The sequence below is a fragment of the Nonomuraea ceibae genome (assembly GCF_019396325.1).
Taxonomy (GTDB): domain Bacteria; phylum Actinomycetota; class Actinomycetes; order Streptosporangiales; family Streptosporangiaceae; genus Nonomuraea; species Nonomuraea ceibae.
Window position 1 is genome coordinate 1 of the sequence record NZ_JAHKRO010000044.1, and the last position, 21,716, is coordinate 21,716.

The 21,716-nt window shown below is 74.0% G+C and carries 20 protein-coding genes; 9 read left to right on the forward strand and 11 right to left on the reverse strand.

Annotation, left to right across the window (positions count from 1 at the left end; translation table 11 throughout):
• Positions 1 to 66 precede the first annotated feature (66 nt).
• The 3 genes from KME80_RS25235 to KME80_RS25245 all read right to left on the reverse strand — a co-directional run bounded on the left by KME80_RS25235 (position 67) and on the right by KME80_RS25245 (position 1,412).
• Positions 67 to 699 carry a response regulator gene (locus KME80_RS25235; protein ID WP_219508619.1) on the reverse strand — a complete coding sequence of 211 codons (633 nt, stop codon included), beginning with the start codon at positions 697 to 699 and terminating at the stop codon, positions 67 to 69.
• A gap of 84 nt (positions 700 to 783) precedes the next feature.
• Positions 784 to 1,032: a heavy-metal-associated domain-containing protein gene (locus KME80_RS25240; RefSeq protein WP_219508620.1), complete on the reverse strand. Its 249-nt coding sequence runs from the start codon at positions 1,030 to 1,032 to the stop codon at positions 784 to 786.
• A complete protein-coding gene (locus tag KME80_RS25245; RefSeq protein WP_308125923.1) occupies positions 1,029 to 1,412 on the reverse strand; it encodes a nuclear transport factor 2 family protein in 384 nt (127 codons plus the stop codon). The genes KME80_RS25240 and KME80_RS25245 overlap by 4 nt, the downstream gene beginning before the upstream one ends.
• A gap of 79 nt (positions 1,413 to 1,491) precedes the next feature.
• Between KME80_RS25245 and KME80_RS25250 the strand changes: the two genes are divergently transcribed.
• Complete coding sequence (locus KME80_RS25250) at positions 1,492 to 2,094, forward strand: TetR/AcrR family transcriptional regulator (protein ID WP_219508622.1); 603 nt, start codon at positions 1,492 to 1,494, stop codon at positions 2,092 to 2,094.
• A gap of 215 nt (positions 2,095 to 2,309) precedes the next feature.
• Here the strand turns inward: KME80_RS25250 and KME80_RS25255 are convergent, their stop codons facing one another.
• Both KME80_RS25255 and KME80_RS25260 read right to left on the reverse strand, forming a co-directional pair.
• A complete protein-coding gene (locus KME80_RS25255; RefSeq protein WP_219508623.1) occupies positions 2,310 to 4,604 on the reverse strand; it encodes an ABC transporter permease in 2,295 nt (764 codons plus the stop codon).
• A 523-nt stretch (positions 4,605 to 5,127) separates the two neighbouring features.
• Positions 5,128 to 5,817 carry an ABC transporter ATP-binding protein gene (locus tag KME80_RS25260; protein WP_308125924.1) on the reverse strand — a complete coding sequence of 230 codons (690 nt, stop codon included), beginning with the start codon at positions 5,815 to 5,817 and terminating at the stop codon, positions 5,128 to 5,130.
• A 293-nt stretch (positions 5,818 to 6,110) separates the two neighbouring features.
• Here KME80_RS25260 and KME80_RS25265 point away from each other — a divergent pair, with 293 nt between their 5' ends.
• Together KME80_RS25265 and KME80_RS25270 are read left to right on the forward strand one after the other, a co-directional pair.
• Positions 6,111 to 6,995, forward strand: coding sequence for a sensor histidine kinase (locus KME80_RS25265; protein WP_219508625.1), 885 nt, complete (start codon positions 6,111 to 6,113; stop codon positions 6,993 to 6,995).
• Positions 6,992 to 7,678 (forward strand): response regulator, encoded by a 687-nt coding sequence (locus KME80_RS25270; protein ID WP_219508626.1) that lies wholly within the window; start codon positions 6,992 to 6,994, stop codon positions 7,676 to 7,678. The genes KME80_RS25265 and KME80_RS25270 overlap by 4 nt, the downstream gene beginning before the upstream one ends.
• 176 nt (positions 7,679 to 7,854) lie before the next feature.
• On the opposite strand, the gene KME80_RS25275 is transcribed toward KME80_RS25270, so the two are convergent.
• The 3 genes from KME80_RS25275 to cseB all read right to left on the reverse strand — a co-directional run bounded on the left by KME80_RS25275 (position 7,855) and on the right by cseB (position 10,691).
• Entirely contained in the window at positions 7,855 to 8,703 is an 849-nt protein-coding gene (locus tag KME80_RS25275) for a D-alanyl-D-alanine carboxypeptidase family protein (protein ID WP_219508627.1), read from the reverse strand.
• A gap of 81 nt (positions 8,704 to 8,784) precedes the next feature.
• A complete protein-coding gene (locus KME80_RS25280) occupies positions 8,785 to 10,011 on the reverse strand; it encodes a sensor histidine kinase (RefSeq protein ID WP_308125925.1) in 1,227 nt (408 codons plus the stop codon).
• Positions 10,008 to 10,691, reverse strand: coding sequence for a two-component system response regulator CseB (cseB, locus tag KME80_RS25285; protein WP_219508628.1), 684 nt, complete (start codon positions 10,689 to 10,691; stop codon positions 10,008 to 10,010). The genes KME80_RS25280 and cseB overlap by 4 nt, the downstream gene beginning before the upstream one ends.
• A gap of 144 nt (positions 10,692 to 10,835) precedes the next feature.
• On the opposite strand from cseB, the gene KME80_RS25290 reads away from it, so the two are divergent.
• Positions 10,836 to 11,282 (forward strand): CBS domain-containing protein, encoded by a 447-nt coding sequence (locus KME80_RS25290; RefSeq protein WP_219508629.1) that lies wholly within the window; start codon positions 10,836 to 10,838, stop codon positions 11,280 to 11,282.
• Positions 11,279 to 12,565: an ArsB/NhaD family transporter gene (locus tag KME80_RS25295; RefSeq protein ID WP_219508630.1), complete on the forward strand. Its 1,287-nt coding sequence runs from the start codon at positions 11,279 to 11,281 to the stop codon at positions 12,563 to 12,565. The genes KME80_RS25290 and KME80_RS25295 overlap by 4 nt, the downstream gene beginning before the upstream one ends.
• Positions 12,566 to 12,579: 14 nt before the next feature.
• Here KME80_RS25295 and KME80_RS25300 read toward each other — a convergent pair whose 3' ends face one another.
• A complete protein-coding gene (locus KME80_RS25300) occupies positions 12,580 to 13,968 on the reverse strand; it encodes a family 2B encapsulin nanocompartment shell protein (protein ID WP_219508631.1) in 1,389 nt (462 codons plus the stop codon).
• Positions 13,969 to 14,079: 111 nt separating this feature from the next.
• Positions 14,080 to 14,886 carry a class I SAM-dependent methyltransferase gene (locus KME80_RS25305; RefSeq protein ID WP_219508632.1) on the reverse strand — a complete coding sequence of 269 codons (807 nt, stop codon included), beginning with the start codon at positions 14,884 to 14,886 and terminating at the stop codon, positions 14,080 to 14,082.
• A gap of 195 nt (positions 14,887 to 15,081) precedes the next feature.
• Between KME80_RS25305 and KME80_RS25310 the strand changes: the two genes are divergently transcribed.
• The 4 genes from KME80_RS25310 (at position 15,082) to KME80_RS25325 (ending at position 19,245) form a co-directional block, all read left to right on the forward strand.
• Positions 15,082 to 15,684: a Dps family protein gene (locus KME80_RS25310; RefSeq protein ID WP_246645771.1), complete on the forward strand. Its 603-nt coding sequence runs from the start codon at positions 15,082 to 15,084 to the stop codon at positions 15,682 to 15,684.
• A 5-nt stretch (positions 15,685 to 15,689) separates the two neighbouring features.
• Positions 15,690 to 16,802, forward strand: coding sequence for a PP2C family protein-serine/threonine phosphatase (locus KME80_RS25315; RefSeq protein WP_308125926.1), 1,113 nt, complete (start codon positions 15,690 to 15,692; stop codon positions 16,800 to 16,802).
• A gap of 83 nt (positions 16,803 to 16,885) precedes the next feature.
• Positions 16,886 to 17,641, forward strand: a complete 756-nt coding sequence (locus tag KME80_RS25320) for an ABC transporter ATP-binding protein (RefSeq protein ID WP_219508633.1) — start codon at positions 16,886 to 16,888, stop codon at positions 17,639 to 17,641.
• Positions 17,638 to 19,245, forward strand: coding sequence for a hypothetical protein (locus KME80_RS25325; protein WP_219508634.1), 1,608 nt, complete (start codon positions 17,638 to 17,640; stop codon positions 19,243 to 19,245). The genes KME80_RS25320 and KME80_RS25325 overlap by 4 nt, the downstream gene beginning before the upstream one ends.
• A 15-nt stretch (positions 19,246 to 19,260) precedes the next feature.
• Here KME80_RS25325 and aceE read toward each other — a convergent pair whose 3' ends face one another.
• Positions 19,261 to 21,711 (reverse strand): pyruvate dehydrogenase (acetyl-transferring), homodimeric type, encoded by a 2,451-nt coding sequence (gene aceE, locus KME80_RS25330; protein ID WP_246645772.1) that lies wholly within the window; start codon positions 21,709 to 21,711, stop codon positions 19,261 to 19,263.
• Positions 21,712 to 21,716 lie beyond the last annotated feature (5 nt).

Sequence of the window (21,716 nt, forward strand, 5' to 3'; positions counted from 1 at the left end):
GGCCGGGGTGCGGGGCCGGGGTGCGGGGCCGGGGTGCGGGGCCGGGGCCCGTGCGGCGGGGTCGGCCTACAGGTCGGTGACGCGGCCGTTGGCCCAGGCCCAGGCGGCGATCGCCACCCGGTTGCGCGCGCCCACCTTGCGCTGGATGGCCGCGATGTGGTTCTTGACGGTGCCCGGCGACAGGAACAGCTCGGCGGCGATCTCCCCGTTCGTCCTGCCCTGGGCGACCAGGGCGACGATCTCGTCCTCCCGCTCGGTGAGGACGACGGCCGTCGCCTCCCGGGGCAGCGCGCGCTCGCGCAGCAGCCGTACGGTGAGCTGCGGGCTGATCAGCATGTCGCCGTTCACCGCCGCCCGCACCGCCTCCACGAGCAGCGCGGGCCCGGAGCGTTTGAGCACGAAGCCGGAGGCCCCGTGCCGCAGCGCCGCGTGCACGTACTCGTCCAGCCCGAACGTCGTCACGATCACCACGTGCACGCCGGTGCCCGACAGGGCGCGGGCCACCTCGATGCCGTCGGCGCCCGGCATGCGGATGTCGGCGAGCACCACATCCGGCCCGATCGCCCTGGCGGTCTCGATGGCGGCCAGCCCGTCGGCGGCCTCGGCCACCACGGTGATGTCGGGCTGGGCGTCGAGGATCAGCCGGAACGCTTCACGGATGCCGCTCTGGTCGTCGGCGATGAGGACACGGGTGACCATTCACGCCATTGTGTCAGGCGCGCTGTGTCAGGGCCGCCGGGTCAGGGCCGCCGGGTGCCGGTCGGTGCCGTACGCCCCGGCCGGTCACTTCGGGTGCGCCTTTCCGGGCGTCTGCTGCTGGACCTCGGTGTCCAGGAGTTCGTAGCCGGCCTCCTCGACGGCGGCGCGCACCTCCTCGACGTCCAGGGGGCGGTCGCTGGTCACGGTCATCGTGTCGTGCTCCACGTCCACGGCGACGGCGGTGACCCCGGCGACGCGCTCCACCTCCTCGGTGACGGCGTCCGCGCAGTGGCCGCACGCCATCCCGGCCACGGTGTACGTGCCGGCGATCATGCGGACTCCTTGACGGTGCGGGTGAAGGAGTTGCCCTCGCGCAGGCGGCCGTCGGGCGCGAACCGGCCGAAGAAGTGCACCTCGATGGCCAGGTCCTTGCCGCGATTGTGCACGTACAGGGTGTAGCGGGCGGCGAGCCGGTCGCCGTCGGCCAGCGCGTCGTGCACCTCGATGCGGCTGGTGGGCCGGTTCTTGCGGACCGGGCGGGTGTGCGCGATGAGCTTGCCGCGGTCCATGCGGTTGCCGTCGGCGTACTGGACGACGTCCGGCGTGTGATAGCGGTCGACGATCACGGCCGCGTCCTCGTCGGTGGAGACGAGGTCGTCGTGGAAGGAGGAGTAGAAGTCGGTGATGAACTGCGCGGGATCGGTGGTGATCACGGTCTTCCTTCGCCAACGGTACGATCTCTTACGCGTTGTAAGATATGCGTGGCCCGACAATTTTGACAAGGTGTAAGAGATGACTCCGAACCGCCGTGCGGACGCCCAGCGCAGCAGGGCCGCCGTCCTGGACGCCGCGGTACGCCTGCTCGGCACCCGGCCCGACGCCAGCGTCGAAGCCATCGCCACGGCCGCCGGCGTCACCCGCCAGACCGTCTACGCGCACTTCCCCAACCGGGACCGGCTGCTCGCGGCCGTCGTCGACCGGCTCACCGAAGAGACCGCCGCCGCCATGGACGCCACCGGCCCCGACACCGGCCCGGCCGCCGCCGCGCTGCTGCGCCTGCTCGACGCCGGCGCCGAGACCGCCGGGCGCTACCCCGCCCTGCTGGAGAAGATCAGCTCCGTGGCCGTGCCCCCGCAGGACGACCACGAACGCCACACCCTCATCAGCGACCGCCTCCTGCGGGTCATCCGGCGCGGCCAGGACAGCGGCGAGTTCGACGACCGGCTCCCGGCCGCCTGGCTGGCCACCGTCACCATCAAGCTCGCCCACGCCGCCGCCGAGGAGACCGCCGCAGGCCGCCTGCCCCGAGCCGAAGCCACCCGCGCGTTCCACACCACCCTCCTGCGCGCCCTCGCCGCCCCACCCCCACTCCCCGAACCCGGCAAGACCGCATAGGGCGACCACCCGGCCGGCTCGACGACGCAGTCCCGCGCCTGGGAAGCCGCACGTCGTACGCGCCCGTACACGTGAAACAACCTCACCGGCGAGAGCGGCCCTTGCCGCACGGGCTTCTGCGGCTCGCCCCCGCGCCGAACGCGCCGATGCCGATGTTGCGCAGGGGGCCGCTCCGCGCATAGGCGCGAATGGGCCGTCTTTCCCGGGACACTGGGTCACTCGTTGTGCAGGACGGTGGCGATCGTCTGGCGGGCCGCCGAGCGGGCAGGGAGCAGGGCGCCGAGGACGGCGATCACCACGCCCGACAGCGCCGCCCCCGCGAGCTGCGGCGCGTCCCAGACGTTCTTCATGGCCTCGGGGAACACGACGGTGCCCACGTTGTCGACGATCAGGCGGTGCGCGGCGATCCCGCCGGGGATGCCGAGCAGGCCGCCCGCCACGCCCAGCGCCGCCATCGACGTCACCATCATGATCGTGACCTGGCGGGGCGTCATCCCGATGGACTTGAGCATGCCCAGGTCGCGGCGGCGTTCGCGGGCGTTGAGCAGGACGGTGTTGAACACGCCGAGCGACGCCACGACGATCAGCAGCGTGGTGAAGACGGAGGCGACCGCGACGACGGTCGCGGCGGCGCGGGTGTCGGGGCGGGCGACGGACGGGTGGAGGCCGGGGTCGGCCGCCCTGACCGCGGCGGCGTAGGCGTCGGCGTCGGCCCCTGGGGTGAGCAGCACCTCGTAGTGGTCGGCGCCGGTGCCCGGGGCGAGCGCGGTCAGCGTCTCCCAGGTGGACCAGAGGAAGCGCGGGTCGCCGCTCATGATCTGGCCGACGACGGCGGCGGGGACCCGTCTGCCGTCGAGCTCCAGCGTGATCCGGTCGCCGACGGCCAGGCCGCGCTGCGCCAGGAACGCCGGCGGGGCGGCGACCTCGCCGGGCGCGGCCGGCCAGCGTCCCTCGACGATCTGGGCGGCCATCGCCGGTGGGTCGCCGCGCTGGAAGTTCACGGCGCTGCGCTGCGCGTGCCCGGTCAGGTGCACGTCGACGAACACCTTCGCCGTCACGCGCGACGCGCCCGGCAGCGACCGCAGCAGCGCCTCGATCCGCTCGTCGTCGAGCTCGGGCGCCACCTGCTGGAACGCCGGCTGGCCCGCCCGCACGCCGACCCGCGGGACCGCGCCGGCGTCCGCCTCGGCGAAGGCCACCAGCGTGCTGGTCAGGCCGGTGGTGAGGGTGACGGTGACGACCCCGAGGACGATCGCCGCCATCGTCATCGCGGTCCGGCCCAGGCGGGCGAACGGCTGACCCAGACCCAGGCTGACGGCGCGGGGCAGCCGGGTGCCGCCGAGCAGCCGCTGGACGCGCAGCCCGCGGCCCCGTAGCGGCGCGCTGCCCGCGCTGATCGCCCGCGCGGTCGGCAGCCGGTGCGCGCGCAGCGCCGGCACCAGCGCGGCCAGTACGACGACGAGCGGCATGCCGGCCAAGCAGACGGCGGACACCCACGGGCTGATCCCGATGCCGGCGCTGCCGCGCTCGACCCCCTGGAAGGCGGTGTCCAGCACGGGCCCGGCCAGTGCGTTGCCCAGCAGCGTGCCCGCGACGCACCCGGCGGCGCCCGGCAGCGACACCATCGCCAGATAGACGGCGACAACCTGGTTGGGGGTGAACCCGATGGCCTTCAGCACGCCGATGTGGCGCGAGCCCGACACGACGGCGCCGCTGACCACGTTGGCCACCATGAGGACGGCGACCAGCAGGCCGAGCACGCCGAACAGCGTCATCAGCGGCAGATAGGCGCTGGCGGCGCTGGAGAAGGCGCGGCGCAGCGAGAGATGGGACTGCGCTACCGTCAGCGCGCCCGCGGGCAGCCCGGCGGTGGCCGCGTCGAGCCCGGCGCGTACGGCCTGCTCGGTGGAGGCGTCGCCGGTGAAGCGGTAGAGCATCTGCACGCCGGTCGGGCGCAGCGCGGCGGCCTGGGCGGGCGTGACCCAGGCGTCGGCCGACTGGCTCATGCCGGAGGCGACCCCGACGACCGTCAACGGCGGCAGTCCCGGCGCGCGGAGCCGCGCCCCCAGCATGCCGGGGCGGAGCAGGCCGTCGGCGTCGCGCAGGTTGAGGACGATCTCGCCGGGCGCGGTGGCCCAGCGCCCGTGCAGCGGGTGGACGCGATCCACCGGGCCGCCCGGATCGGCCCGGCCCACCAGCTTGAGCGGGCCCTCCGCCTCGGGGATGTCGGTGGTCCTGGGGAAGTCGGCGACGACCTGGTCGAACGGACCCGCCGCAGCCTCGACGCCGGGCCGCCCGGCGGTCGCCGCCAGCGCCTCCTTGGCAGCGTCGAAGGAGGCGACCACGTGAGCGCCGCGCTGCCCGGCGAACGCCCGGTCGAACGGGGAGGTGGCGGCGTCGAGCAGGCCCAGGGTGAGCATGATCGTCGTGGTGCCGCACAGGACGACCAAGCCGGTGATGACCGTCTGCAGCCTCCGCCGCCGCACCGCCGCCCGCGCCACCCGCCACACCGCCCCCGCCCCCGCCCCAGCTCGGGCTCGGGCTCCTGCCCCCGCTCGGGCCCCGGCCCCAGCCCCGGCCCCAGCTTGCGCCTCGGCCACAGCCCCAGCTTGCGCCCCGGCTCCAGCCTGAGCCCCAACTCCAGCTCCTGCCCCGGCTCTGGTCGCAGCCCCAGCTCGCGCTCCGGCCCCTGCCCCGGCTCCGGCTTCCGCCCGCCGCCCGCCTCGGTGCCCGGACCGGTGCTCGGACGGGCGCGTGGGCGGGCGCTCGGTGGAATGCCCGGACTGGTGCCCGGTGGGGTACTCGGAGGGGGATTCTGCGAGGTGCTGTGAGCGGGGTTCGGTGGGCTGCACGGCGGGGTGCTTGGGCGGCGGGGCTGAGGGGTCCCCGGCCGGGTGCCCGGTGGGGTGTTCGGACAGCGGCTCGGCTGGGGGTTCGGGAGTGCCTGGGTTGGGGGTCACTGCGCACGCCCCAGCGGGCTTCCTTCGGTGCTGCGCATCCCGGGCCTGCAGGCATGTTGCACGCTCGATGTGCTCATTCGGTGTGCTCCAGGGTGTTCTCGCGGGCCACCCGGCCGTCGGCGAGCTCGATGAGGCGGGTGGCGCAGCGGGTGGCCAGGTGGGGGTCGTGGGTGACGAGCAGCAGGGTCTGGCCGATCTGGTTGAGGTCGATGAGCAGGTCCATCACCTGTTCGCCGAAGCGGCTGTCGAGTGCGCCGGTCGGCTCGTCGGCCAGGAGCAGCGCCGGGCGGTTCATCAGGGCGCGTGCCACCGCGACGCGCTGCCGTTCGCCGCCGCTGAGCACCGCGGGGTAGGCGTCCTTGCGGCCCGCGATGCCGAGCTCGTCCAGCAGCTCCAGCGCACGCCGTCGCGCCTGGCGGGCCGGGATTCCGGTGAGCTGGGCCGGCAGTGCCACGTTGTCCAGTGCCGGCAGGTCGTCGACCAGGTTGAAGAACTGGAAGATCATCCCGATGTGCCGTCGCCGGAACAGCGCCAGCCCCGTCTCGTCCAATCGGCTCAGATCCTGGCCCGCGACCACGACCGAGCCGCCGGTCGGGCGGTCCAGGCCCGCGATCAGGTTGAGCAGGGTCGACTTGCCGCACCCCGACGGGCCCATCACCGCGACGGCCTCGCCCGCGCCGATGCGCAGGGACACGCCGTCCAGCGCCGAGGTCTCGCCGTAGTCCTTGCGCACGCCGTCCAGCCGCACGATGTCTTGGCTCACGCGCAGCACGCTAGGCCAGCACCCGATAGGCCCACATCGGTCCGGGGACCGATCTCGCCCGGCCATGTCGTACCGGGGGCGTACGGGATGGGCCTGGGAGGGCGGGTGCTCGAGGGCGTACGGGACGGGCCTGGGAGGGCGGGTGCTCGTCGTGTCCGGGGCGTGCGGGGCTGATGCGCGTCGTGTCCGGAGTGTGCGGATGGCCGGACGGCGGTGGGGGTCGTACCGGGGGCGTACGGGATCGGTCCCGGAGACTGATGCGGGCCTCGGGGGCGGTCTGGGAGAGTAGTGGCGTGTGGTCGTACGTCGCGCTGGGGGTGGCCTGCGCCGTCGCCTCGGGGCTGGCCGTGGCGCTGGTGAGGGCGCGGCGCCTGCACCGTAAGGCGCTGGAGGAGCGCGGCTGGCTGCTGGAGCGCGAGCGTGAGAGCGCCGCCCGCACCGCCGTCGACGCCGAGCGCGCCCGCATCGCCCGCGAGCTGCACGACATCGTCAGCCACAACGTCAGCCTCATGGTGGTGCAGGCGGCCGCCGCCCGCGAGGTGCTGCCCACGATGCCGGGTGAGGCGGAGGCCGCGTTGAAGGCCGTCGAGGGAGCAGGGCGCGACGCGATGACCGAGCTGCGCCACCTGCTGGGGGTGCTCGCGCCGTCGCAGAGCGGCGACGACGAGCCGTACGGGGGCGGCGAGCCGTACGGGGGCGACCTGGCGCCGCAGCCGAGCCTGAGCCGGTTGGGGCCGCTGATCGACCGGATCGCCTTCGCGGGGCTGCCCGTCGACGTGCGGATCTCGGGGGAGCCGCGGCCGCTGCCGGCCGGGATCGACGTCACCGCGTACCGGATCGTGCAGGAGGCGCTCACCAACGCGCTCAAGCACGGCAGCGGTGTGACGGCGCAGGTCACGGTGCGGTACGCCGACCGTTCGCTGCGGGTGGAGGTCCTCAACACCGGGCCCAGCGTGCTGACCTCCGCCGATCGACCGTCCGGGACCGGCCATCAGGAAGGGGCTGGTCATCAGGAAGGGGCCGGCCGGTACCGAGAAGCTGGTCGCCAGGAGGGGGCTGGGCGCGGTTTGCTCGGGTTGCGGGAGCGGGTCGCCGTCTATGGCGGCGATCTCGACGCCAGGAGACGGCTGGGCGGCGGCTATCGCGTCCGGGCTCGCATCCCGCTGGACGGCACATGACGGCGTACGAAGAGCCGCGGGTGCTCATCGCCGACGATCAGGCGCTGGTGCGCAGCGGGTTCCGGCTGATCCTCACCACCCGGGGCATCCCCGTGGCCGGGGAGGCAGCCGACGGGGCCGAAGCGGTCGCCGCCGCGCGGGAGCTGCGTCCCGACGTCGTCCTGATGGACATCCGCATGCCCACCATGGACGGGCTCGAGGCCGCCGGTCACATCCTGCGGGAGCTCCCCGGCTGCCGGGTGATCATGCTGACCACGTTCGACCTCGACCGGTACGTCTACGCCGCCCTCCAGCTCGGCGCGAGCGGCTTCCTGCTCAAGGACGTGACCGCCGAGCACCTGGCCGCCGCGGTGCGCCTGGTCGGCACCGGTGACGCCCTTCTGGCGCCGTCGATCACCCGGCGGCTGGTGGAGCGGTTCGCCGCCGGTGACCGTCAGCCGGCCCGCGCGCCCGCCCCGCACCGTGACCTCGCCGCCCTGACACCCCGGGAGCTCGAGGTGCTGACGCTCGTCGGGCAGGGCCTGTCCAACGCGGAGCTGGCCGGTGTGCTCACGTTGAGCGAGTCGACCGTCAAGACCCATGTCGGCCGCATCTTCACCAAGCTCGGTCTGCGTGACCGCGCCCAGGCCGTCGTGCTCGCGTACGAGACGGGGCTCGTCTCCCCGGGAGATTCCTCGTACTGAGGAGGGAGCCAGCCCGCTTGATCGAGCTGCGGGAGCACCGGGAGGTCGCCCGCTGCCGGCCTCGGGCGCGACGGATGGCGCCGAGCCCGGCGGGCCGGGCGCTGGAGCTCGTGCGGGGCCTGCCGCTGTGGTGCCGGAGGCGGGCGGGCCGGCGCCGCAGCCCGGCACCTTGCGGCTCAGCGTGACCGGGTGAGGTGCTGCTCGACCGCCGCCGTCATCCGGCTGCCCGCCTCCAGGGCCGCGGCCTTGGCCGCGACCGGGTTGGTCCCGGCCGCCTGGCCGAGGATGACGCCGAGCACCAGGCGGCCCCGTACCCGGGAGGCCCACATGAGGTTGCCTCCGGCGGCGGTGCCGGAGCCGGTCTTGACGCCGATGACGCCGTGCCTGCCGAGCAGCGTGTTGGTGCTGGGCAGCGTCCGGGCGTCACCGGGGACGGCCGTGCCCGGTGACGCCACGATCGCGCGGAACGCCGGGTCGCGCATCGCCGCCCGGGCGAGCTTGAGCTGGTCGGTGGCGGTGCTGACGGTGGTGTCCTCGTTGCCGCTGGCGCCCGTGTAGGTGGTGTCGGCCATGCCCAGGCGGCGGGCGGCGGCGTTCATCCGCTGGACGAACCGCGCCTCGGAGCCGGCGTCGTGACGGGCCAGGAGGCGGGCCGCGTTGTTGCCCGAGGGCACCAGCATCAGCTCCAGCAGCCGCCGCAGCCGGATCGTCTGACCTTCGCGGACCGGGACGGTCGACTCCTGCGGCGCGTACGCCTCCTCGGCGGCGGTGCGGTCCACCGTGATCGGCGGGCCGTCGTCGCCGGGCCGGAGCGGGTGACGGCGCAGGATCACGTAGGCGGTCATGACCTTGGTGAGGCTGGCGATGGGCACCGGTTCCCGGTCGCCGGTGGCGCCCAGGCTGCCCAGGCCGTCGACCTCGACCGCCGCCTGCCCTTCGGCGGGCCACGGCAGCGCCGCGGCCCCGGACGGAACGGCCGAGCACGCGCTCACCAGCAACAAGACAAGCATGAACGTACGTCGCATGCCGGAAACGGTGCGCCATCGCCGTATCCGTCAGGCCGTGACCGTGTCTCCGCCGCCGCTCGGCCGTGTATCGGCCGCGTATCAGCCTGCGGGCCCGAGGGGGAGGCGCAGCACGGCCACGGCGCCGTCCGGGGTGTTGGCCAGGGACAGCTCGGCGCCGATGACCCGGGCCTGGCCCAGCGCGATCGTCAGCCCGAGGCCGTGGCCGTGGCCGCGTTCGGCGGCGCCGGTGCGGAAGCGTTCCGGCCCGCCGTCCAGGAGCTCCGCGGGGAAGCCCGGCCCCCGGTCGCGGACCTCGATCACATGGCCGCCGGTCGTGACGCCGATCGTGATCTCGACCGGCGGGGCGCCGTGGCGGTGGGCGTTGAGCACGAGGTTGGCGAGGATCCGATCCAGGCGGCGCGGGTCCGTCTCGGCCACCGGGTTCCCGCCGGCGATCACCCGCGCCTCGACGCCCAGCCGGGCCGCCGACTCCTCGGCCAGCTCGGCCAGCGGCACCCGGGCCCGCTCGGCGACCTCGGCGCCCGCGTCCAGCCGGGAGACCTCCAGCAGGTCCTCCACCAGCTTGCGCAGCACCCGCACCCGGTCGCGTACCAGGTCGGCCGCCTCGCCCTCCTCCAGCAGCTCGACGACGGCGACCAGCCCCATCAGCGGGGTGCGCAGGTCGTGGGCGACGTCGGCGGTGAACCGCTGCTCGGCCAGCAGCCGGTGCTGGAGCGCGGCCGCCATGGAGTCGACGGCGGCGGCGATGTCGGTGATCTCGTCCCGGCCGCGCCGGCGCGGCGGTGCGGGGCCGGTGCGGGCGTCGAGGTCGCCGGCGGCGATCCTGCGGGCGGTACGGGCGACGCGGCGCAGCCGCCGGTTGGCCGGCTCGGCCAGGCCCGCCGAGACCGGCACCACCACGGCGAGCGCGGTCAGCGCGGCCTTGGCCATGTCGCGGTCGAGCGCGTGCAGCCGGAGCAGCTGCGAGCCCATCGAGATTTGCACGCTGACCGCGTGCCGGCCGTCGCCGTACGGCTGGGCGGCCCACATCCACGGCTCGTCGCGGTGGTCGAGGCCGTACTGGACGGCCGGGCGGCCGGGCCGCAGCCGGGCCGCCAGGTCGCCGGGCAGTTCGGCGAGGGCGACCACGCCGGGCCGGCCGGAGGCGAGGGACTTCTCCAGGGCCTCCAGGGCCTGGGCCTCGCCGGTGTCGAGGGCGCGCTGCCAGGTGGCCTGGTGCACGAGGAGCCCGACCATGGCGGCGGCGACGGCGGCGGCGAGCGTGACGAGGGCGGCGATCTTCCACCGCAGCGAGGCCGGGTTCACGTGGTGGTCAGCTTGTAGCCGAACCCGCGCACGGTCTCGATGCGGCCGGCGCCGATCTTCTTGCGCAGCCGCTGCACGCAGAGGTCGACGACGCGGCTGTCGCCGTCCCACCCGTAGTCCCAGACCGTGCGCAGCAGCGTGGCGCGTTCGAGCACGATGCCGGGGTGGGCGGCGAACTCCAGCAGCAGCCGCAGCTCGGTCGGCGTCAGCTCGACGCGCCGCCCGGCCCGCCGCACCTCCAGCGCCCCGGTGTCGACGCTCAGCTCGCCGAACGTGAGCACCGCGCCCGCCTGCCCGGACGCGGGGGAGGGCTGGGCGACGGCGGCGCGGCGCAGCAGGGAGCGGATCCTGGCCACCAGCACCGGCAGGTCGACCGGTTTGACCACGTAGTCGTCGGCGCCGCCCTCCAGCCCGGCGACGACGTCCAGGCCGTCGCCGCGGGCCGACAGCAGCAGGACGGGCACCTGGCTGCTCTCCCGGACCCTGCGGCACAGGCTGATCCCGTCCAGGCCGGGCAGCATCACGTCCAGCAGCAGCAGGTCGTGGCCGCCCGCCAGCGCCGCCTCCAGCCCGCCGAGGCCGTCGGCGGCGGTGGACACCCGGTAGCCGTAGCGCTCCAGGGCCCGGCCGACCGAGGTGCGGATCACCGCGTCATCTTCGACGAGCAGCAGGGATGTCATGAGATGAACAATATTGAGCGAAATGCGGTGATACGTGCCTGGTGTGATCTGCTGCTCACCCCGGGACGGGTGATACCGTCATGGTCAGGTGAGCCGGGAAGTCTGGTCGGCACGTCCCATCCCCGTCGAATGAAGGATGTGCGCGTGCGCGCCCGAGACCTCCTAGCCGACTTCCCCGTCGTCGGCCCCGACACCCCCGTGCTCGAAGCCGCGAGACTGCTGGCCGAGCAGGACCTGCCCGGACTCATCGTCACCGGCGGCGACCGCGCGCCGCTCACGATCCTGCCCGGCGCCGAGGTGCTGCGCCTGGCCGTGCCGGGCTACTGCCAGGACGACCCGGCGCTGGCCCGCGTGGTGGACGAGGAGCACGCCGACGCGTTCCTGGACCGGCTCGACGGCCGCACGGTGCGCGAGGCGCTGCCGTCCGGCCGGTGGCGCGAGCTGCCGATCACCGACGAGGACGCCACCGTGCTGGAGCTGGCCGCGCTGATGGCGCGCACCCGCAGCCCGCTGGTCGCCGTCGTCCGCGACGGCCGCCTGCTGGGCGCGGTCACGCTCCAGGCGCTGCTCGACCGGGCGCTCGGCGCATGACGGCGCTCGCCTGGGTGAGCGTGGCGGTGTTCCTTGTCGCGTACGCGTTGATCGCGTCGGAGAAGGTGCATCGGGTGGCGGCGGCGCTGGGTGGGGCGGGGATCATGTTGTTGATCCATGCCACGGGTGCGGAGGCGGCGTTCTTTTCGGAGCATTCCGGGATCGACTGGAATGTGATTTTTCTGCTGCTGGGCATGATGATCATTGTGGGGGTGCTGAAGGAGACGGGGGTTTTCGAGTATCTGGCGATCTGGGCGGCCAAGCGGGCGCGGGGGCGGCCGTTTCGGTTGATGGTGTTGCTGGTGCTGATCACGGCGCTGGCGTCGGCGTTGCTGGACAATGTGACGACGGTGTTGCTGATCGCGCCGGTGACGTTCTTGGTGTGTGAGCGGCTGGCGGTTTCTGCGGTGCCGTTTTTGATCGCGGAGGCGATGGCGTCCAACATCGGTGGTGCGGCGACGTTGGTGGGTGATCCGCCGAACATCATCATCGCCAGCCGGGGCGGGTTGAGTTTCAACGACTTCCTGGTCCACATGGCGCCGATGGTGGTCGTGTTGATGGCGGTGTTCGTCGGCCTGTGCTGGCTGATGTTCGGGCGGACGTTCCGTCATGATCCGGAGCGGGCGGCGGCGGTGATGGCGTTGGACGAGAACGAGGCGATCGGTGACCGGCGGCTGCTGTGGCAGTCGCTCACCGTGCTGGGCCTGGTCATGGCGGCGTTCGTGCTGCATCCGGTGCTGCACTACGAGCCCTCGATCGTCGCCCTGCTGGGCGCGGGCGTCCTCGTCGCCGCCACCAAGATCACGACTGAGCAGGCCATCGCCGAGGTGGAATGGCCCACGCTGGTGTTCTTCGCCGGGCTGTTCGTCATGGTCGGGGCCCTGGTCGAGACCGGCGTCATCGCGCAGCTGTCCGAGGCCGCCGTGGACGCCACCGCCGGGCAGCTGGAGCTGGCCACGATGGGCCTGCTGGGCGCGTCCGCCGTGCTGTCGGCCATCGTCGACAACATCCCGTACGTCGCCACCATGAGCCCCATCGTCGCCGAGCTGGTCCAGGCCGGCGACGGGCCGACGCAGGTGCTGTGGTGGGCGCTGGCCTTCGGCGCCGACCTCGGCGGCAACGCCACCGCCGTCGGCGCGGCGGCCAACGTCGTCGTCCTCGGCATCGCCGCCCGCAACGGCACGCCGATCAGCTTCTGGCAGTTCACCAAGTACGGCCTGATCACGGCCACGGTGACCGTCGCGCTCGTCGCGCCGTACCTGTGGCTGCGCTACCTGGCGTGAGGCGGCCCGCCCGGCTAGGGCCGGGCGGCGGCGGCCAGGTCGGCGTCCTCCAGGATCCCGCAGGCGTCGGGCACCAGGACGGCCACCGAATAGTAGGCGCTGACCAGGTACGACATGATCGCCTGGGAGTCGACGCCCATGAACCGGACGTTCAGGCCGGGCTCGTGCTCCTCCGGCAGGCCCACCTGGTGCAGGCCCACGACCCCCTGGTCGTCCTCGCCGGTGCGCATCGCCACGATCGAGCTGGTGCCGCGCTCGCTGACCGGGATCTTGTCGCACGGGAAGATCGGGATGCCGCGCCAGGAGGGCACCGCGTGGCCGTCGACGTCGGCGCTGTCAGGCACCAGGCCGCGCCTGTTGCACTCGCGCAGGAACGCCGCGATCGCTCGCGGGTGGGCGAGCAGCAGGCGCGTCCTGCGGCGCATGCTGATCAGATCGTCCAGGTCGTCGGGCGTGGGCGGCCCCGACCGCGGCCGGATCCGCTGGCCGTAGTCGGTGGCGTGCAGCAGCCCGAAGTCGCGGTTGTTGAGCAGCTCCCACTCCTGGCGCTCGCGGACCTCCTGCACGGTCAGCCGGAGCTGCTCCTGGAGCTGGTTCATCGGCCCGTTGTAGAGGTCGGCGACCCGGGTGTGCACGCGCAGGACCGTCTGCGACACGCTCAGCTCGTACTCGCGCGGGCGCAGCTCGTAGTCGACGAACGTGCCGCCGAGCACCGGCTCGCCGGTGTGCCCGGCGGCGATGTCGAGCGCCGCCTCGCCGCGCCGGTTGACCGGCCTGCCGGCGAGCTCCGCGAACCGTTCGACATGCTCGCGCAGCGCCGCCGACCGGCCGGCGATCCGCCGCAGGTCGGTCTTCCGCGACACCAGGATCGTGCTCGCCGTGGCCGCCCGGATCGTGTACGGCCAGCGCGCGTCGTCCTGGCTGAGCAGCTCGTCGCCGAACTGGTCGCCGTCGCCGATCACGCCACGGTGCTGCGCGGAGCCGTACGGGCCGGTGGAGAGCCGGTCCAGGCGGCCGTGCGCGATCACGTAGAGCTCGCTGACGGGCGTGCCCGCCTCGACGACCACCTCGCCGGGCCGTACGTCGCGCTGCCGGAACGTCGCGGCGATCGTGTCCAGCACGCCGGTGTCGGCGAAGCCGCGCAGCACCGGGATCTCCGTCAGCGTCTCGGGGACGATCCGTACGTCGTCGGCGCCGGTGTGCGTGATGCCCACGCGCCCGCGCCCGACGGCGTGCGTCAGCCGGCGGTTGACCCGGTAGGTGCCGCCTGCCACGTCGACCCACGGCAACCGGCGCAGCAGCCAGCGGGACGTGATCGCCCGCATCTGCGGACGGGTCTTGGTGGTCGTGGCCAGGTTGCGCGCGGCCTGGGTGTCCAGGCTCAGCCGCGGCTCCGTGGTCATGGTTCCTCGCAATCACCGATCCGGACCGTTCGCTCACTGAACGTAATCAGCTCGCCACTCTCTGTAGAGTGGCGTGACGGCGAGGGAATGCTGGCGGCCCGCAACGACGATCTAGCGTCTGGCCGCCCACACCGTCCGGGTGGTGCGCACCTCCAGGTCGTCGCGCTCGCCGATGCCGTCGAGCAGGGCGTCGAGCGCGGCGAGGGAGGCGGCGTCGAGCGTGCCGTCGAGGCCGTGGCGCATGCGCCGCAGCGACCGTTCGGCGTAGCGGCCGGCCGAGGCGGGCAGCGGGTGCGTCAGCCGCACGTCGAAGACCCGTTCCGCCTCGACGGTGAAGCCGGCCGAGGCCAGGCGCGGCCCCCAGTCGTCGCCGAAGTGCGGCAGCGCTTCGGCCCGGCGCCGGTCCAGGATCGCATGGCAGCGCTCCTCCAGGCCGGCGTGTTCCTGGGGCAGGAAGCGCGGGAAGCCGGCCGTCTCCGCGGCGACCAGCAGCCCGCCGGGCCGCAGCGCGGCATGCGCCTCGGCCAGGACGCGGCCGGGCTCGGCCAGGTGGTGCAGGGACGCCGACGCCCACACCAGGTCGACCTCGCCGACCGGCGGCCAGCCCGTGTCGAGGTCCGCCTGAAGGGTGCGGACCCGGCTCGCCAGCCCGCGCTCGCGGGCCCGCCCCTCCAGGTGGCGCAGCATCGGCTCCGACTGGTCCAGCGCGATAGCCTCGGCGTCGCCGAAGCGCTCCAGCAGCGCGAACGTGCCGGTGCCGGTGCCGCTGCCCAGGTCGAGCAGGCGGTGCGGCGGCCGGTCGGCGGTCAGGTCGCGGACCCAGGCGGTCACGTCGGACAGGTAGGAGTGCAGGACCTCGCCGTCGAGGTCGAGGATCTCGGCCAGCGAGTGGTCGTCGTGGTGGTGATGGTTCGCCATGCCGCCGACTCTAGGCACTGCTTGCGTGTGCGGCATACGGTCTTGCGTAGGAAGCAAGAAAGAGGCGTTCGCCCAGGCCGACGGCGCAGCAATCTGCGGCCTTCGGGGTGATTCTTGCCCCGATGCGCGGATGGTGCTGGCGCTCGCTTGGGACGGCACCGGGAACCTCCCCGTTACGTGACGAAGGAGGACGCCTTGGCCGGCAAACGCACGACCAGGAACGGCAGGAAGGCCGACAGCCAGCCGTGGCCGCACCTGAACGGGGTGCAGATCCAGGAGTACGGCACGGTCCGGATGTTCCCGCTGGGCCTGTCGTACGAGGCCCGCATGTACTCGTGCCAGCGCCTCAACCAGATCCTGGCCGACACCCAGATCCTGTACGCCCTGTACAAGAAGCACCACTGGCTGATGCGCGGCCCCACCTTCTACCAGCTCCACCTGCTGCTGGACAAGCACGCCGAGGAGCAGAACAAGCTCGTCGACCTGATCGCCGAACGGGTGCAGACGCTCGGCGGCGTGGCCGTCGGCGACCCGCGCCACGTCGCCGAGATCACCGTGGTGCCGCGCCCGCCGGACGGCGCCGAAGAGGTGCCCGCGATGCTGACGCGCCTGATCGAGGCGCACGAGACGATCCTCGTCGCCGCCCACGACGCCGCCGCCCGGACGGCCGAGATGGGCGACGACGGCACCAACGACCTGCTGGTCTCCGACGTCATCCGCACCGGCGAGCTGCAGACCTGGTTCCTGATCGAGCATCTGGTCGACACCCCGCTGGTCGAGCCGCCGCCGGGAGACTGACGCGGGTGAGCGCGGACCTCCCGGACCGGCTCGCCCGGCACGCCGCGCCGGCCGGGTTCACCGGCGCGGCCATCTACGTGGCGGACCCGTGGCAGCGCTTCCTCGTGCCGCTGCCGGGCCAGCGGGACGCCTCGGGGGCGGTGCTGGAGCCGCTGGGCGTCGACGACAGCGTGGCGGGCCTGGCCTTCCGCAGCATGGAGCTGGTCCGGTCGGGCGCCTCGGCGGCCGGGGAGCAGGTGTGGGCGCCGCTGCTCGACGGCACGCAGCGGATCGGCGTGCTCGGCCTGACCGTGCCGCTGTTCGACGCCGCCGCCGAACGGCGCGTCCGGCGGCTGGCCGCCCTGCTCGCCACGCTGGTGGCGGGCAGGCGGCAGCCCGGCGGCCACCAGGAGTGGCGCCCGCTGCCGGTCCGGGCCTTCGCCGGCGAGCGGGTGCTGGTCAGCGCGGCGCTGGAGCCGGCCTACGTGGTCGGCGGCGACGCCTTCGACCAGGCGGTCACCGGCGACGTCCTGCATCTGGCGATCTTCGACGCGATGGGGCACGACACCTCCGCCGGCCTGACGGCGGCGATCGCCATGGGCTGCTACCGCGACACCCGCCGCCGCGGCGCCGACCTGTGCGCCGCCGCCGAGGCGATCGACGCGGCGATCGCCGACCGGTTCGCCCGCACCCGGTTCGCCACCGGCGTGCTGGCCGCCCTCGACACCGCGACCGGCGAGCTGACCTGGGTCAACCGCGGCCACCACCCGCCGATGGTGCTGCGCCGCGGCCGGGTCGCGGCCACGCTGGAGACGCTGCCCGACCCGCCGATGGGCTTCCGGCTGGGCGCCGAGGCGGGCCCGTCACGCTTCAGGCTCGAACCCGGCGACCGGCTCGTCCTCTACACCGACGGCGTCGTCGAGGCCAAGAGCCCCGCCGGGGAGCCGTACGGGCTGGAGCGTTTCACCGAGTTCATCCTCCGCCGCGAGGCCGACGGCGTGAGCGCCCCCGAGACGCTGCGCCGCCTGATCCGGGCGATCCTCGACCACCAGGACGGCCACCTCCAGGACGACGCCACCGTCCTGCTGGTCGAATGGCGGACGCTGCCGCGTCGCCACCCACGCCGCGAACGCCACTAAGTGGAACGGCACGTGCCGTGTTGACACTCTGCCCGGCATCCGCCCAGAATGAGCCAGCTCTCCCGAGATTCAGGAAGAAGGCCGTGTTCGATTCCCCCGTTCCCGCCGTCGAGGTGGCGGACCTCACCCAGCGCTTCGGGTCCGCGGTCGCCGTCGACCGGCTCAGCCTGAGCGTCCCGCCCGGGATGTTCTACGGCGTCGTCGGCCCGAACGGCGCCGGCAAGACCACCACCCTCATGGCCGTGTGCGGCCTGCGCGAGCCGACGTCCGGCACGATCAGGATCGCCGGCCACGACCTGCGCACCGCGCGCGAGGCCGCCCTCGCCCAGCTCGGCGTCATGATGGACGGGCTGTCCCTGCCCGAGCGGCTGACCGGCGCCGAGGTCCTGCGCTACAGCGCCGGGCTGCGCGGCCTGGACGACGGCTGGCAGGCCCGCGCGGGCGACCTGCTGGAGATCCTCGGCCTGGACGCGGTCCCGCGCACGCTGATCGTGGAGTACTCCACCGGCATGCGCAAGAAGATCAATCTCGCGCTCGCGATGCTGCACCGGCCCCGCGTCCTCGTGCTGGACGAGCCGTTCGAAGCCATCGACCCCGTCTCGGCCCACTCCATCGAGCAGGTGCTCAAGCAGTACGTCGACGGGGGCGGCACCGTGCTCCTGTCGAGCCACATCATGGACTTCGTCGAACGCAACTGCCGCCGGGTGGCCGTGGTCGCCGGTGGACGGGTGCTGGTCGAAGGGCCGACCGAGGAGGTGGCTGCGGGCTCCACGCTGAACGAGCGCTTCATCGAGCTGGTCGGCGCCGACCCGGTGCGCCCGCTGGAGTGGCTGCGATGACGGGCGCCCTGTTCGCGCTCAAGCTGCGCCTGCTGCGCAACGGCCCGCACAACGAGCGGGCCTTCGGCCTGGTCACCGGCCTGGTCCTGGCCGCCCTGGTGGTCGCGGGCTCGGCGCCGGCCGCCCGTGGCGTGATCCACGAGGGCTGGGTCGCGGTGGCGCTCACCGTGTGGGGCGGCATGTGGGTGTTCGGGCCGCTGGCTCAGCCGCGCCACGACCCCTCGGTCATCTCACGCGAGTGGCTGCGCGGCTATCCGCTGCGGCCCGGGCGGCTGGCGCGCGCGCTGTCCTGGACGGAACTGCTCGGCGTCGGGCCGCTGATCACCCTGGCGTGCCTGGCGTCCCTGGTGGTGCTGGCGGCGCCGGGCGGCCCCGCGGCGGCGGCGATCGCCGCGCTGGCCGCCGCCGCCCAGCTCTACCTGCTGATCTGGGCGGGCAAGACGGTGGCGGCGCTGGCCGCCTGGCTGCTGCAGACCCGGGCCGGGATGACCCTGGCGGCGCTGCAGACCGCGATCATGCTCGCGCTGTCGTTCGCCGGATGGGTGCCGATCGCCGCCTGGCTGCTGCCGCGGCTCGGTGAGGGGGACACCGCGCTCGTCATCCCCACGTTCGGGCATCTGCCCGCGCCCGTGATCGACGCGCTCACCGCCCTGCCCACCGGCTGGGGTTACGGCGTGGCGGTCGCCGTGCGTGACGGCGCCGGCTTCGGCGAGGTCGCGGCGCCGCTGGCGGGGCTGCTGGCCTGGGGCGTCCTGCTGCAGGCGGGCTGGATCGCGCTGACGGCGCGGGCGCTGCGCCGGCCGCCCCGCCGGGCGGTCCCGCGACGGCCGGCCGTGCCGGGCCGCCCGCTGCCGCTGCCCGGCACCAGCCCGCAGGTGGCGGCGGTCGTCTCGCGGGAGCTGGCCACCTGGCTGCGCGACCCGGCGCGCGGGGTGGAGCTGCGCAGCGCCTGGCTGACACCGCTGCTGATGGCGGCCGTCATCGCGCTCACCGACTGGAGCTGGGCCCTGCCCCTGGTGGGGCCCGCGGCGGCGGTGTTCGGCGCGATGGTCGCGATCAACACCTACGCCCTGGACGGCACGGCCCTGTGGCAGCTCCTCACCACCCCGGGCGCGCTCCGGGCGGACGTGCGCGGGCGCATGGCGGCCTGGGCGCTGCTGTTCGGCGTCCCGTCGGTGGCGCTGGCGGCCGTGCTGTGGGCCGTGACCGGCTCGCCCCTGGGCGGTGCCGCGCTCGGCGGCGCCGTCACGGCCGCCGCCGCCGGCTGCGCGGCGGCGCCGCTGCTCGCGCTCGTGATGCCGGCCGTGGGCGCCGACGCCCGCGATCGCGTCCACCCCGGCCAGCAGGCGGGCGATCCGACCGGCGGCCAGATGACGATCTTCCCGGTGGTCCTGGCGGCCGCCGCCGTGCCCGGCGTCGCCGGCGCGCTCGCCGGCGGCCCGGGGTGGGTGGCCGCCGCCGTCCTCCTGGCCGGTGCTCTCCTCTACGCCACCCCGGTGCTCAGCGTGCGCCTGCTCCACCGGCGCGGCCCCGGCCTCCTGGACGCGATGGCCTCGCGCGACGCCGCCGTGCTCCGCCCGGCCGCACTCAAGGCCGAGCGGTAGCGGCGGCCGGGCTCGTCACTGGACGGCCTTGATCACCGCGTCCGCGATGGCGCGCGGGCTCACCCCGAAGTGCTCCCGCGCCGCCTCCCGCGTGTCGGACAGGCCGAAGCCGTCGGTGCCGAGCGACGTCCACGGGCGGCCGATCCACGGGTGGATCTGGTCCGGCACCGCCCGCATCCAGTCGCTCACCGCGATCACCGGCCCCTGCGTGTCCGCCATCGCCCGCTGCAGATACGGCACGCCGTCGGCGGCCATCGCGTCGCGCCGCAGCTCGCTCCAGGAGGTCACCGACCACACGTCCACGCCCAGCCCGTACTCCTCCTTCAGCAGCCGCTGCGCCTCCAGCGCCCAGTGGATCGCGGTGCCGCTGGCCAGCAGGTGGGCCCGCCCGCCGCCCTCGGAGCAGCGGTAGAGGCCCCTGAGGATGCCCTCCTCGACGCCCTCCGGCATCGCCGGCTGGGGCAGCGGCTCGTTGTAGAGCGTGAGGTAGTAGAACACGTCCTCGCCCGCCGGCCCGTACATCCTGCGCAGCCCCTCCCGGACGATCACGGCCACCTCGTAGCCGAACGCCGGGTCGTAGGCCAGGCACGCCGGGTTGGCCGAGGCGAGCAGCTGCGAGTGGCCGTCGGCGTGCTGCAGCCCCTCGCCCGTCATCGTGGTGCGCCCGGCCGTCGCGCCGACGAGGAAGCCGCGGCCGAGCTGGTCGGCCAGCGCCCACATCTGGTCGCCGGTCCGCTGCCAGCCGAACATCGAGTAGAAGATGTAGAACGGGATCATCGCCTCGCCGTGGGTGGCGTAGCTGGAGGCCGCGGCGGTGAACGACGCCATCGACCCGGCCTCGGTGATGCCCTCGATGAGGATCTGCCCGTCGACCGCCTCCTTGTAGGCCAGCAGCAGCTCCCGGTCGACCGCGTCGTAGCGCTGGCCGAGCGGCGAGTAGATCTTCGCGGTGGGGAAGAGCGACTCCATGCCGAACGTCCTGGCTTCGTCGGGCACGATCGGCACCCACCGGCGGCCGGTCTCCGGGTCCTTCATCAGCTCCTTGACCAGGCGCACGAACGCCATCGTGGTGGCGATCCGCCCGCCCCCCTTGGCCGCCGCCTGGAAGGGCCGCTCCGCGGGCGGGGGCAGCGGCGCGTACGAGACGGTCCGGCGCGGGATCGGGCCGCCGAGCGCGGCCCGCCGCTCGGCCAGGTAGCGCGCCTCCGCCGAGCCGGGGCCGGGGTGCAGGTACGGCGGCAGGTCGCCGCTCAGCGCCTCGTCCGGGACGGGCAGGCCGAGCCGGTCGCGCATGGCGGCGAACTCGTCCTGGGTGAGCTTCTTCATCTGGTGGTTGGCGTTGCGCGCCTCGACCCCGGCGCCGAGCGTCCAGCCCTTCACCGTCTGCACCAGCACCACCGTGGGCGCGCCCCGGTGGTCGAGCGCCGCCCGGTAGGCGGCGTGCACCTTGCGCGGCTCGTGCCCGGCCCGCGACCCGCCGACGATCGCGCGCAACTGGTCGTCGCTGTAGGGCGCGGCGACGGCCTCCAGCCCGGCGAACAGGCTCTGCCTGATGTACGCGCCGGTCGAGGCCGCGTACGTCTGGAACTGGCCGTCCGGCACGGCGGAGAGCCTGGCCACCAGCTCGTCCGAGCCGAGCAGCCCGTCCCAGTCGCGGCCCCACAGCGCCTTGACCACGTGCCAGCCCGCGCCCCTGAACACGCTCTCCAACTCCTGCACGACGCTGGTGTTGCCGCGTACGGGCCCGTCGAGGCGCTGCAGGTTGCAGTTGACGACGAAGGTGAGGTTGTCCAGCCCCTCGCGGGCGGCCAGGGTGAGCGCGGCGGTGGCCTCCGGCTCGTCCATCTCCCCGTCGCCGAGGAACGCCCACACGTGGCTGCGCGAGGTGTCCTTGATCCCCCGGTTCAGCAAGTAGCGGTTGAACCGCGCCTGGTAGACGGCGTTGAGCGGGCCCAGGCCCATCGACACCGTGGGGAACTGCCAGAAGCCGGGCATCGCCCGCGGATGCGGGTAGGAGGGCAGCCCGCCGGCGGTCTCCCGCCTGAACAGGTCGAGCTGCGCCTCGCTCAGCCGCCCCTCCAGGAACGCGCGCGCGTACACGCCGGGGGAGGCGTGGCCCTGGAAGTAGACCTGGTCGTCGGCGCCGTGGAAGAAGTGGTTGAACCCGACCTCGTACAGCCAGGCGGCCGAGGCGTAGGTGGCCATGTGGCCGCCGAGGCCGAGGACGCTGCCCCGGGTGACCATGGCCGCCGCGTTCCACCGGTCGTAGGCGGCGATGCGCTCCTCCAGCTCCAGGTCGCCCGGGTAGGCGGGCTCCCGCTCGGTGGGCACGGTGTTGAGCGGGCGCGTGCCGGTGGCGAGCCTGCGCAGCAGGAACTCGGCGCGCTCGTCACCGGCGGCCCGGCGCACCGCCTCCAGCGACTCCAGCCACTCCGCGGTCTCCTGAGGGTCCAGATCTCTCTCCATGCCTC